The organism is Burkholderia singularis (assembly GCF_900176645.1).
Lineage (GTDB): Bacteria > Pseudomonadota > Gammaproteobacteria > Burkholderiales > Burkholderiaceae > Burkholderia > Burkholderia singularis.
This window is the reverse complement of record NZ_FXAN01000120.1, coordinates 1-12776: the sequence shown is the minus strand read 5'-3', so window position 1 is coordinate 12776 and position 12776 is coordinate 1. Positions and strand designations below refer to the sequence as shown.

At 67.5% G+C, this 12776-nt stretch carries 9 protein-coding genes and 1 pseudogene; 7 read left to right on the top strand and 3 right to left on the bottom strand.

Annotation, left to right across the window (positions count from 1 at the left end; translation table 11 throughout):
• The first annotated feature begins 311 nt into the window (after positions 1-311).
• The 3 genes from BSIN_RS23705 (at position 312) to fusA (ending at position 3636) form a co-directional block, all read left to right on the top strand.
• Positions 312-527 (top strand): hypothetical protein, encoded by a 216-nt coding sequence (locus tag BSIN_RS23705; RefSeq protein ID WP_059520478.1) that lies wholly within the window; start codon positions 312-314, stop codon positions 525-527.
• Between the two features lie 199 nt (positions 528-726).
• Positions 727-1236, top strand: coding sequence for a DUF192 domain-containing protein (locus tag BSIN_RS23700; RefSeq protein ID WP_059520479.1), 510 nt, complete (start codon positions 727-729; stop codon positions 1234-1236).
• 285 nt (positions 1237-1521) lie between these two features.
• Positions 1522-3636 (top strand): elongation factor G, encoded by a 2115-nt coding sequence (fusA, locus tag BSIN_RS23695; RefSeq protein ID WP_059520480.1) that lies wholly within the window; start codon positions 1522-1524, stop codon positions 3634-3636.
• Between the two features lie 297 nt (positions 3637-3933).
• Here fusA and BSIN_RS23690 read toward each other — a convergent pair whose 3' ends face one another.
• Positions 3934-4782, bottom strand: a complete 849-nt coding sequence (locus BSIN_RS23690; RefSeq protein ID WP_089342230.1) for an aldo/keto reductase — start codon at positions 4780-4782, stop codon at positions 3934-3936.
• A gap of 159 nt (positions 4783-4941) precedes the next feature.
• Between BSIN_RS23690 and BSIN_RS23685 the strand changes: the two genes are divergently transcribed.
• The gene (locus BSIN_RS23685; RefSeq protein WP_059520482.1) at positions 4942-5688 is read left to right on the top strand and encodes a GntR family transcriptional regulator; all 747 of its coding nucleotides are present in this window, start codon (positions 4942-4944) and stop codon (positions 5686-5688) included.
• A gap of 191 nt (positions 5689-5879) precedes the next feature.
• Here the strand turns inward: BSIN_RS23685 and BSIN_RS23680 are convergent, their stop codons facing one another.
• Positions 5880-7319, bottom strand: a complete 1440-nt coding sequence (locus tag BSIN_RS23680) for a CoA transferase (RefSeq protein WP_089342231.1) — start codon at positions 7317-7319, stop codon at positions 5880-5882.
• 147 nt (positions 7320-7466) lie between these two features.
• Between BSIN_RS23680 and BSIN_RS23675 the strand changes: the two are divergent.
• From BSIN_RS23675 to BSIN_RS23665, 3 genes and pseudogenes are all read left to right on the top strand, one after another.
• Positions 7467-8725, top strand: a pseudogene (locus BSIN_RS23675) (citrate synthase family protein).
• A gap of 95 nt (positions 8726-8820) precedes the next feature.
• On the top strand, positions 8821-10257 hold the full coding sequence (gene mdtD / locus BSIN_RS23670; RefSeq protein ID WP_059520484.1) for a multidrug transporter subunit MdtD: 1437 nt from the start codon (positions 8821-8823) through the stop codon (positions 10255-10257).
• 165 nt (positions 10258-10422) lie between these two features.
• Positions 10423-11691, top strand: coding sequence for an EAL domain-containing protein (locus BSIN_RS23665; RefSeq protein ID WP_173678746.1), 1269 nt, complete (start codon positions 10423-10425; stop codon positions 11689-11691).
• A gap of 278 nt (positions 11692-11969) precedes the next feature.
• On the opposite strand, the gene BSIN_RS23655 is transcribed toward BSIN_RS23665, so the two are convergent.
• Positions 11970-12776: 2-dehydropantoate 2-reductase (locus tag BSIN_RS23655; RefSeq protein ID WP_089342228.1), on the bottom strand; the 807-nt coding region annotated here is incomplete at its 5' end.

Below are 12776 nucleotides of genomic sequence, written 5' to 3'. Positions count from 1 at the left end.
CCTCGCCGGCCGGCGGCCGCCGGCCGCTGCGAGCGGTGCCGGCGGTGACATTTGCGTGACGCCCGACATCGCGCGTCAACCGACTGAGAACCCGGTGCGTTAGACGGTACAGATGCCGCTCCCAGCTATCCGGCATTCGTGTCCGAACCGCTGCTGCGTCGTTTGATCGACGTCAAGCCGCAGACAGGACGCCGCAGCGCGACGAGATTTTTCTCGATGCGTCTGTCAACCGAAAGGTGGATGGCACGTTAGACGACATGACTCCTATGCCGGGTCATTTGGTTAATTAACTAAAGCTGAGGAAACACAACATGAACAAACTGATCGCTGCTCTGGTTGCTGGCCTGTTCGCAACGGCTGCTTTCGCGCAAGCTTCGGCTCCGGCCGCTGCTTCGGCTGCTCCGGCTGAAGCCGCTTCGGCACCGGCCAAGAAGGCTACGCACAAGAAGCACCACGCTTCGAAGAAGCACCACGCTGCGAAGAAGGCAGCAAGCGAAGCCGAAGCCCCGGCCGCTGCTTCGAACTAAGTAAGCAAGTTGTAAGACGCAGTCAAGAACAAGCTGTTGCCGTTCTTACGGCGTTCCAAGGCAGATCGTTGCGAAGCGGTCTGCCTTTTTCTTTGTTCGCGCGATCCGGCGCGGGCGCATCGATTCGGCCGCCAAGCTGCGCGCGACGCCGCGCGTCGAGTACCATGCGAGTCTCGTTTTCCCGATAGGAGCTTTCGCCGTGCGATTTTCCCCACGCTCTTCGCTCGCCCGCGTTGCGCGAGCCGCCGTCTTTCCGGTCGCGATCGCGCTCGCCGCGGGCGGCATGCAGGCCGCGCTCGCACAGACCGCGCAACTGCCGCCCGGTGCGAAGCAGCCGGGCGATTTCCCGCGCGCGAAGTTGCGCGCCGGCATGCATGTGATCGACGCGGCCGTTGCGGCAAACGATTCCGATCGCGAGCAGGGCCTGATGTACCGGTCGCAACTTGCACCGAACGAAGGGATGCTGTTCGTGTTCAACGAGAACGCGGTACATTGCTTTTGGATGAAAAACACGCTGATCCCGCTGTCGATTGCATTCATCCGCGCTGACGGCACGATCACCGACATCGACGAAATGCAGGCCGAAACCACCAATAACCACTGCCCGCGCAACAATGGCGTCTATGCGCTCGAGATGAGCAAGGGCTGGTTCGCGGCAAAAGGCATCAAGCCGGGCATGAAGATCGACGGGCTGCCAAAGCCGCAGTAACGCCGCCGCGGCCCGCCTGCCCCCGGGCGCCGGCGCGGTTGCCGTTGCCAGGACGAGCCGGCCGCGCGCCGGCTTTTTTGCGTGTGCCGTTTGCGCCCCGGTCCGGGCGGATGACGCACGCCGCCCGGCGCCGCGCGCAGGCGTGACGCACCGGCCTTGATTGCGCGGCTTGCCGCCCGCATCTGCAAAAGCCTTGAGCAAGCGCTATGCTTTAAGTCTCGAGAAAACGACGGCGCCGGCCGGTCCAGCTGGCCCGTTTCCATTCAGGACCATTAGGAGGTTCACGTGCCCCGCAAAACGCCCATCGAGCGCTATAGAAATATTGGGATCAGCGCTCACATCGACGCCGGCAAGACCACGACAACCGAGCGCATCCTCTTCTATACCGGCGTGAGCCACAAGATCGGCGAGGTTCACGACGGCGCAGCGACGATGGACTGGATGGAGCAGGAACAGGAACGCGGCATCACGATTACGTCCGCCGCGACGACCGCGTTCTGGAAAGGCATGGCCGGCAACTATCCGGAACACCGGATCAACATCATCGATACCCCCGGACACGTCGATTTCACGATCGAAGTCGAGCGCTCGATGCGCGTGCTCGACGGCGCGTGCATGGTCTACGACTCGGTGGGCGGCGTGCAGCCGCAATCGGAAACCGTGTGGCGCCAGGCGAACAAGTACAAGGTGCCGCGCATCGCGTTCGTCAACAAGATGGACCGCATCGGCGCGGACTTCTTCCGCGTGCAGCGGCAGATCGGCGAGCGCCTGAAAGGCGTCGCGGTGCCCGTGCAGATCCCGATCGGCGCGGAAGAGCACTTCCAGGGCGTCGTCGACCTCGTGAAGATGAAGGCGATCGTCTGGGACGACGAAAGCCAGGGCGTCAAGTTCACTTATGAGGAGATCCCGGCGAATCTCGTCGAGCTTGCGCGCGAATGGCGCGAAAAGATGGTCGAGGCGGCCGCCGAGGCAAGCGAGACCTTGCTCGAGAAATACCTGACCGATCACGATTCGCTGACCGAGGACGAGATCAAGACAGCGTTGCGCCAGCGCACGATCGCGAACGAGATCGTGCCGATGCTGTGCGGCAGCGCGTTCAAGAACAAGGGCGTGCAGGCGATGCTCGACGCGGTGATCGACTACCTGCCGTCGCCCGTGGACGTGCCCGCGATCCTCGGCCACGATCTGCACGACAACGAAGCGGAGCGCCATCCGAGCGACGACGAGCCGTTCTCCGCGCTCGCGTTCAAGATCATGACCGACCCGTTCGTCGGCCAGCTGATCTTCTTCCGTGTCTATTCGGGCGTCGTAGAATCGGGCGACACCGTGTTGAACGCGGTGAAGGACAAGAAGGAGCGGCTCGGCCGGATCTTGCAGATGCATGCGAACGAGCGCAAGGAAATCAAGGAAGTGCGCGCGGGCGATATCGCGGCTGCCGTCGGGTTGAAGGAAGCGACCACCGGCGACACGCTGTGCGACCCGGCCAACCCGATCATTCTCGAGCGCATGGAGTTTCCGGAGCCGGTGATCTCGCAGGCCGTCGAGCCGAAGACGAAGGCCGACCAGGAAAAGATGGGCCTCGCGCTGAACCGCCTCGCACAGGAAGACCCGTCGTTCCGCGTGCAGACCGACGAGGAATCCGGGCAGACCATCATTTCCGGGATGGGCGAGCTGCATCTCGAAATCCTGGTCGACCGGATGAAGCGCGAATTCGGCGTCGAAGCGACGGTCGGCAAGCCGCAGGTCGCGTATCGCGAGACGGTGCGCACGACGGCGGCCGATGTCGAGGGCAAGTTCGTCAAGCAGTCGGGCGGCCGCGGCCAGTACGGTCACGCGGTCATCACGCTCGAGCCGAATCCGGGCAAAGGCTACGAGTTCCTCGACGAGATCAAGGGCGGCGTGATTCCGCGCGAATATATTCCGGCGGTCGACAAGGGCATCCAGGACACGCTGAAATCCGGCGTGCTGGCGGGCTATCCGGTCGTCGACGTGAAGGTCCACCTGACGTTCGGCTCGTACCATGACGTCGACTCGAATGAAAACGCGTTCCGGATGGCCGGCTCGATGGCGTTCAAGGAAGCGATGCGCCGGGCCAAACCGGTGCTGCTCGAGCCGATGATGGCCGTGGAGGTCGAAACGCCCGAGGATTTCATGGGCAACGTGATGGGCGACTTGTCGAGCCGGCGCGGCATCGTTCAGGGGATGGACGACATCGCCGGCGGCGGCGGCAAGATCGTGCGCGCCGAGGTGCCGCTCGCCGAGATGTTCGGCTATTCGACGTCGCTGCGCTCGGCAACGCAAGGCCGCGCGACTTACACGATGGAGTTCAAGCACTACGCGGAAACGCCCGCGAACGTGTCGGAGGCCGTCATCAGCGCGAAGCAGGTCGACCGCAGATAAGCGCCCTCGCCGGGCCGCGCATGCGGCTCGGCGCGCGGGGCGGGCGTCGGCATGGCTGCCGTTGTCGCTATTGTCCGCATTGCCCCGCGCCTCGAAGCCCCGGCGCTTCGAAGCCAGCAAGCCCGCCCGGAAACGGACGGGCTTTTTCGTGGCTTCGTCCATCAGCGCGTTGCCGTGCCGCTCGCGCGACAGCGGATGTCATATCGACATTCAGCGCACGGCCAATGTCCAATTCATCGCGCCGCCGACGCGCAACGCAGGACGATGCTCTTCGCCCACGCGTCGGCCGCCTCGCCGCTACAGCATCTCGAGCGGGCGCTTGCGTTGCGGCGGCCTGAAATGCGCATCGAGCCGGGCGCGCTCGGTTGCGTCGAGCGTCAGATCGAGCGCCGCGCGATTGTCGCGCACATGCTCGATAGTGCCCGCCTTCGGAATCGCAAGTACGTTCGGCTGCGCGAGCACCCATGCGAGCGCGACGCGCATCGGCGACACGCCGCGTTCGCGCGCGATGTCGTCGAGCACCGTGTGCTTCGGAAAGCGCAGATGATCGATCGGGCTGTATGCCATCGCGGGCATGCCGTGACGCGCGAGCCACGGCAGCAGATCGAATTCCGGAGCGCGGCGCGCGAGGTTGTAGAGAATCTGGTTCGTCGCGCATGCGTCACCGTCCGCGATCTCGACAAGCTCCGCCATGTCGTCGACGTCGAAGTTGCTGACGCCCCAGTAGCGTATCTTGCCCGCGTCGCGCAACGCGTGAAAGCCGGCGAGCGTCTGCTCGAGCGGAATCGCGCCGCGCCAGTGCAGCAGGTACAGATCGATCCGGTCGGTGCGCAGCCGCTTCAGGCTCGCTTCGCAGGCGGCGATCACGCCCGCGCGGCTCGCATGCTGCGGCAGCACCTTGCTGACGATGAACAGTTCGTCGCGCCGGTCGGCGAGCGCTTCGCCGACGAGCGTCTCGGTCGCGCCGTCGCCGTACATTTCCGCGGTATCGATGAGCGTCATCCCAAGCTCCACGCCTTCGCGCAGCGCGGCGATCTCCGCCGCGCGCCGCGACGCCTGCTCGCCCATTTCCCAGGTGCCCTGCCCGAGTTTCGGAACGCGCTCGCCGCCGGGCAGAGCGACGGTCGTCTCAAGGATGCTTGTCATCTGGCCTCCGTCGTCACAGATTCGCACACGGCCCGCCGCCGCGCGCCGTTTCGTCAGTTTAGCGGCTTGCCCGTCGCAAACCGCATTCGGCGCAAAAACCGGCTATAACGCCAGCACGCGATGTCTTAGAATGGCTGCACTGTTTTCTGCAACCCATTCATGAAGCCATCGATGGAAGACCGCTGGTCCGGCCTGCGCCCCGATCCCGACAACGACACGCCGCTCTATCTGCAACTCGCCCGCAAGCTCGGTGACGCGATCCACGACAATCGCTGGGCCGCCGGCGAAGCGTTGCCGTCGGAGCGGCTGCTGGCGGAATCGCTCGGCGTGTCGCGCATCACCGCGCGCAAGGCGATCGCGCTGCTCGTCGAACAAGGGCTGATCCGGCGCACGCAAGGCGCCGGCAATTTCATCCAGCCGCGCTATGAAGATCCGCTCTCGCGCCTGTCGAGTTTCAGCGAAATGCTCAAGCGCCGCGGCTTCACGCCAAGCTCGACTTGGCTTGCGCGCGGAATCGAGCCCGCGAACCGCGACGAAGTGATCCAGCTCGGGCTGTCGCCCGCCGCGTCGGTCACGCGATTGAAGCGGCTGCGGCTCGCGGACGGCATCGTGATGGCGGTCGAGAACTCGACGTTTCCCGCAACGATCATTCCCGAGCCGCAATCGATCGGCGATTCGCTGTACAGCTATCTCGAGCAACGCGGCACGCCGATCGTGCGCGCGCTGCAGCACTTCCGCGCGGTCAACGCGAGCGACGAAATCGCCAGGCAGATGGACATCGCACCGCACGACGCGCTGCTGCTGATCACGCGGATCGGCTTCACGCACGATCAGCGCGCGATCGAGCTGACCGATACCTATTGCCGCAACGACTACTACGATTTCGTCATCGAATTGCGCAAATAACGGGCTTTGCGGGTTCCGCGCGGGCCTCGCGCGGCCCATGCCGCCGCGCTACCCGGCGCCACGTGCATAGCGCTCAATGCTGCCGTAGCGCTCGAACCCGCGCCGGGCGGCGCATGAAACCGCGCAATATACGAAAACAAGCGGCACTACGCGGCGATGACCGGATACCGACGGATGCAAGCCGCACCGCGTCACGGTAACCAGCACGGCTCGTCACTGCCGACGGGCACGGGCGGCCGCCCGAAACGAGGCGGGGTCTGCGACAGCCGCTCGGCCGGCCGCACGCCGCGCACCGCGCCGAATGGCGAATCGGTCGCGTCGTCCAGGCAATCGCGTACATCGTCGAGCGCCAGATCCGGCACGCGTTCGCCGCCGTCGACCCGCCCCATCGACTGCAACCACCGCCCAGTTTGCGCGAGCGACACGCGCACCCGCCAGCTTCCGCCTTCGCGTGCGCGGCGCACGAGCGCCATCATCGCGCCGAACGCCGCGAGATAGCCGGTGGCATGGTCGAGCGCCTGGCAAGGCAGATGCCGCGGCGCGCGGGCGCCCACCGCGCGCTGCTCGGTCCACGCAATGCCGCTTGCCGACTGCACGAGACTATCGAAGCCGCGGCGCGACGCCCACGGCCCGTCGTATCCGTATGCGCACACCGACACGCAGACGATCCCCGGATGACGCCGCGCCAGCTTGGCCGCGCCGAAACCGAGCGCATCGAGCGCGCCCGGCCGGTACGATTGCACGAACACGTCGGCGCGCGCCGCAAGCGCATCGAGCGTCGCGCGCCCGGCATCGTCACGCAGATCGACGATCGCCGAGCGTTTGCCACGGCCGTTGTCGATCACGAGCGCTGGAATGTTCGGCAGATGCGGGCCGTTGACGAGCAGCACCTGCGCGCCATGCTGCGCGAGCGTGCGGCCCGCGACAGGCCCGGCGATGATCCGCGTCAAATCGAGCACGCGCGTACCGGAAAGCGGCTGCAAGAGCGCGGCGGCGCCCGCTTGCGCGCGCATGCCCGCCGCGATTGGCCCGTCCGCGCCGACGGGCATCGGCGGCGCGTCGCCGATGCGTTCGATCTCGAACAGCGCTCCCCGCTCGAGCGCACGCGCGGGTTCGAGCGCGCGCCATTCTTCGGGAGAGCGAATCAACGCTGCGCAAAGCCCTGCTTCGGCAAGCGTTGCGTCGAGCGCCTCGCCATCCCAACCGCGAATCGCCGCGGCCACCTGGCCGGGTTCGTCGCCGCAACCGAGCACCTCGACGATGCCGGCCAGATGATGCGGAAAATTCGCGTGAAGCTGAATCCAGCGCGCGTCGCGCGTCTCGTAAAAACCGGTGACGGCATGGCGCGGCTCGGGCGGCGCGCCGCCGTCGACGCGCAAATACCGCTCGCTGCGAAACGCCGCGAGCGCGTGCCGCACCGACACGCCGACGCGCTGCGCACGTCCGGTTCGCACGCGATAGCATTCGGCGGCCGCCAAGCCGGCAGCCGCGATCGTCGATGCGGCAAGCACGCCGACCCGGTGCACCGACGGCAGGCCCGGATCGTCGCCGTCGAGATCGACGCGCTCCAGCGCAGCCGGATCACCTGCGGCGAGACGCCAAAGATACGTCAGTGCTTGCAAGGAACTCATCGCCGCGGGCCTCGTCTTCGTCAATGTGCAAACGAGTCTAGAATGGCGTGCCGACGCATTCAATCTTGATTGCGCGAATCAACGCAAAATGAATCGCATCGCGGCGCACACATACGCGTTCGGCCTTCGATGCGAGGAGCCGCCGCCATGTCCCGCTTGAGTGCGCGCGAAGCCGCGCAGTTGCTCGGTATCAGCCTGCCGACCCTCTACGCCTATGTCAGCCGCGGCCTGCTGCGCTCGCACGCGCACGGCACGAGCAAGCGCCGCTATTACGACGCCGACGACGTGCGCCTTCTGGCGCGCCGCCGCGCGGACGCCAAGCACGCGGGCAACGTCGCCGAGCGCTCGCTCGACTGGGGAATGCCGGTTCTCGAATCGCGGATCACGCAGATCGCGGACGGCCGGCTCAGCTATCGCGGCCGGGATGCGGTGGCGTTCGCCTCGGCCGCGACGCTGGAGGACGCCGCCGCGCTGCTGTGGGCGTGCCCGCTCGCGCGCATCGAAGCGCACGAAACCATCGCGCCGCGTCTCGATGCATCGCGCTGGCGGCACGGGCTAGACCTCTGGCGCACTCGGCCGCCGCTCGAACGCGCACTCGCGTTGCTGCCGCTTGCCGCGCCAGTCGACGATGCGGCGCCGGCCGCGCTGCTCGACGAGGCCGTCACGCTGCTGCGTCTCGCAACCGCCGCGCTTGCCGCGCGCATGCCGTGCGCCGAGCCGGCACACCGGCAGCTTGCCGCCGCATGGCGGGTGAGCGAGCCGCGCGACGTCGAGCTGCTGCGTATCGCGCTGGTGTTGTGCGCCGATCATGAACTCAACCCGTCGACGTTCGCCGTGCGCTGCATCGCGTCGACGGGCGCGCCGCTGTTCGGCGCGATCGCGGGCGGCCTCGCCGCGCTGTCCGGGCCGCGGCATGGCGGCGAGACGGCCCGGGTGGCCGCGCTGCTTGACGGCGCGGCCCCCTCGCGCGATCTGCCGCGCTACGTCGCCGCCCAATGCGCGGCATACGCGCGCAACGCAAACGCGCGCACGAGCCTGCCCGGCTTCGGCCATCCGCTATACCCACAGGGCGATCCGCGCGCGGCGCTGCTCATCGACGCGATCATCGCCCGCACCGCCGCGCGGCCGCCGCGCGCGCGGCATGCGCCGCCGCTCGAAGGCGCGCTCGCGCTCGCCGAAGCCGCGCAAGCCGCAACCGGCGAAAAGCCGCAACCGGCGAAAAGCCGACGATCGATTTCGCGCTCGCGTTGCTCGAGCGCGCGCTCGCGCTGCCGCCGGGCGCGGCGTTTGCGCTGTTCGCTGCCGGCCGCATCGTCGGCTGGATCGCGCACGCGCTCGAACAACGCGCGCACGGCCGGCTGATCCGCCCGCGCGCGCGTTACGTCGGCGTCGAGCGCGCACAATGAAGGCGATGCCGCGCGCCGCCATTTCTGCGCGCGCGAGCGGCTTTCCCTAAAATGTCGGCTGCGTCGTTCGTCAGCGCCCATGGCGCCCGTCTCTCATGCCCAGCACCCCGCCTGCCGCCGTCCCTAGCGAAAAATCGTTGACCGTGATGCTGTGGCTCGTCGCCACCGGCTTCTTCATGCAGGCGCTCGACGCGACGATCGTCAACACCGCGCTGCCGTCGATGGCCGCGAGCCTCGGCGAATCGCCGCTGCGGATGCAATCGGTCGTGATCGCTTATTCGCTGACGATGGCCGTGATGATCCCCGTGTCCGGCTGGCTCGCCGACACGCTCGGCACCCGCCGCGTGTACTTCAGCGCGATCGCGATCTTCGCGCTCGGCTCGCTGCTTTGCGCGAACGCGCACACGCTGCCGATGATCGTCGCGTTCCGCGTGATCCAGGGAATCGGCGGCGCGATGCTGCTGCCCGTCGGCAGGCTCGCCGTGTTGCGCACGTTTCCCGCCGAGCGCTATCTGCCCGCGCTGTCGTTCATCGCGATTCCCGGCCTGATCGGCCCGCTGATCGGCCCGACGCTCGGCGGCTGGCTCGTGAAGATCGCCTCGTGGCACTGGATCTTCCTGATCAACGTGCCGATCGGCATCGCCGGCTGCATCGCGACGTTCTATTCGATGGCCGACGCGCGCAACCCCGCCGCCGGCCGCTTCGACATCAAGGGCTATCTGCTGCTGACGATCGGCATGGTCGCGCTCACGATCTCGCTCGACGGCCTCGCCGATCTCGGCCTGCAGCATGCGGTGGTGCTCGTGCTGCTGATCCTTGGCCTCGCTTGCTTCGTCGCCTACGGTCTGTACGCGGTACGCGCGCCGCAGCCGCTTTTCTCGCTCGAACTGTTCCGCATCCACACGTTCAGCGTCGGCCTGCTCGGCAACCTGTTCGCGCGGCTCGGCAGCGGCGCGATGCCGTATCTGATTCCGCTGCTGCTGCAAGTCGGGCTCGGCTACGGCGCATTCGAGGCCGGACTGATGATGCTGCCCGTCGCCGCGGCGGGCATGTTCTCGAAGCGCATCATCACGGTCCTCATCACGCGCCACGGCTATCGCAAGGTGCTGCTCGCGAACACCGTGATGGTTGGCTTGACGATGGCGAGCTTCGCGCTGATGCGCGACACGACGCCGGCCTGGGTCCGAATCGCGCAGCTCGCGCTGTTCGGCGGCTTCAACTCGATGCAGTTCACCGCGATGAACACGCTGACGCTGAAGGATCTCGGCACGGGCGGCGCCAGCAGCGGCAACAGCCTTTTCTCGCTCGTGCAGATGCTGTCGATGAGCCTCGGCGTGACAGTGGGCGGCGCACTGCTCGCGACCTTCACCGGCATGATCGCGCGCGGCGCGCCGGCGCATCCGCTGCCGGCGTTCCATGCGACCTTCATCTGCGTCGGCGTCATCACCGCCGCGTCCGCATGGATCTTCGCGCAGCTTTCGCCCGAAATCCGCGGCGCCGCGCGCAAGACCGATCCGTCCGAACGCGCATAGCGCGCCGCGCGCCACGATAAAGCGGCGCGCACCAAGCGGGTGCATCCGGGCAGGCCGCCGCACGGTAGCGGGCCGCCCGCCGGTGCGGCTTTTTGCGCATGGTTCTTGCTCGGCTATGCTGTGCAGGTACACTGATGCTTCCCGGACAGTCGCCCCATGACGAGCATGATCGACATCGATCCTCCCAGCTTCCAGCCGCCGCGCCCGATCGCGGGCGACGACGGTAACCGGCGCACCGTCCTGTACGGCGACTACACCGTTTTCAGCGTCTTCCAACCGGTTTTCTCGGTATCGCATCGCCGGGCGATCGGCTACCACGCGTCGTTGCGCGCGCACGATGCTCACGGCGGCCAGGTGCCATCGCACGAGGCGTTCACGCAAGCCGCGCGCCGCGGCGATCTGCTCGAACTCGGCCGGCTCGCGGAATCGCTGCATCTGGGCAATTTTCATGCGTTCGACAGCCATGACGAATGGCTCTTCCTGAGCCTGCACCCGGCCGCGCTGATGGATACCGTCTACGGCGACGCGCTGCTTGCGAACCTGAAAACGCTCGGCCTGCCGCCGCAGCGCGTCGTGCTCGAGGTGCCCGAGCAGGCGGGCGGCGAGACGCCGCGCTTCGCCGCGATCGTCGACGGGCTGCGCAAGGCGGGCTTTCTGATCGCGCTCGGCGGCTTCGGCTCGAAACACTCGAACATCGATCGCGTCTGGCACCTGCATCCCGACATCGTCACGCTGGATCGCGGCATCCTCGCGCAGGCGAGCGAGCACTCGCACCTGGAGCGCGTGCTGCCCGGCCTCGTATCGCTGCTGCACGAGTCGGGGCAACTGGTGCTGATGGGCGGACTCACGACCGAGCGCGAAGCGCTGATCGCGCTCGAATGCAATGTCGATTTCGTACAGGGCCAGTATTTCGCGGGACCGAGTGTCGAGCCGGTGCAGCCGCAGGCGGCCGCGGGCATCATGGATACGCTGTCGGCCGCGTTGAGGCTGCGCGTGGCCGAGCGCGAGCGCGCGCAGCAAGCGCGCCTTGCGCCGTATGTCGCGGCGCTGTCGGGCGCGAGCGCACGGCTGCGCGACGGCCACGATCTGCTCGACGCGGCCACGCAGCTGCTCGCGCTGCCCGAGACGGCGCGCTGCTTTCTGCTCGACTCGTCCGGCCGGCAGATCGGCGAGAACCTGCTGCCGCGCGGCCACGCATCGCAGCGCGCCAAGCGCTTCAAGCCGCTGCTGCACTCGGAAGGCGCGAGCTGGGAGCGCCGGCCATACTTCATCGACGCAATGCGCACGCCGGGGCACGTGCATTTCACGCCGCCCTATCTGTCGATCAATGAAGCGCACCTGTGCGTGACAGCGTCGATCGCGGCGCCCGCCGCACAAGGCATGCAGGTGCTCTGCGTCGATATCAACTGGGAAGCGGCCGCGCATCGCCATTGACCCGGCGTGCACGTGCGCGCGCGTATTCCGACGTCTGCGGCGCCACTCGGTGCAGATTTTGCGATTGCCGCGGCATACCGGAATCTCGCGCGCGCGGCACCTGCCGAGCGGACATCGAACACCGCATCGGGCGACGCGCATCGACGCATGCCGCGCCAGATCCGAGCCCCTTCGATGGCAACGATTCGCTTGTAGCGCGCGGGTTTGCGCCGGCGGCATCCGGCCGGCTTGCAATCGCGACTGCGACCCGACCGCCATGCAATGCGGAAACGCGGCCGTTATACGACGCTGCGCGCAGCCGCCGCACGCAGCTCGGCCAGCAGTGCCTCGCCGCTCCACGCCGGCCGCGCCGCGGCGCGCTGCGCATCGTGCACGAGCGCGCACAGGCGGGCATTGACGGGCGCCATCCGCCCGAGCCCCGCAGCCAATTGCACGATCTCGCCGTTGATCCAATCGACTTCGGTCGGACGCCCCGCGTCGAGATCGTCCGACATCGACGAACGCGCCAGCGGATCAATCGCAAGCATCGCGCCCGCGAGCCTCGTGAACAGCGCGTCGGGCATGCTCAGCAACCGTGGCATCCACGTGGCGGGCAGCGGCGTGATCCGCGCGGGCCGGATCGCCGCGCGTTTGAGCAGCGCCAGCCCCTCGGCCTGCGCGAGCGCAAGACAGCGCCGATAGCCGCGCTGCGCGAGTTCGTCCTTCAGCGGCCGATTCGCCAGCGCATTGATCGCATTATTGAGATTGACGAGCAGCTTCGCCCATTGCACGGCGCGCATGTCCGCGCGCTGCCCGAGCGGCAGGCCCGCGCGCTCGAACGCGCCGGCAAAGCATTGCAGCGCGGGCGCGGCCTCGACTTGCAGCTCGCCCGACGTGCCCTGATGGAACGCGCCGGCGCCGCGTGCGCTCACGTTGAACGGCACCATCGCGCCGAGCACCGTCGCGTGCGGCAGCGCGGCGCGCAGCACGTCCGCGTTGCGCACGCCGTTCTGGAAACTGACGACGACCGTGCCGGGCCGTACCGCGCGCGCAAGCGCCTCGGCAACGGCTGGCGTCGCGGCCGACTTCACCGTCACGAGCACGAG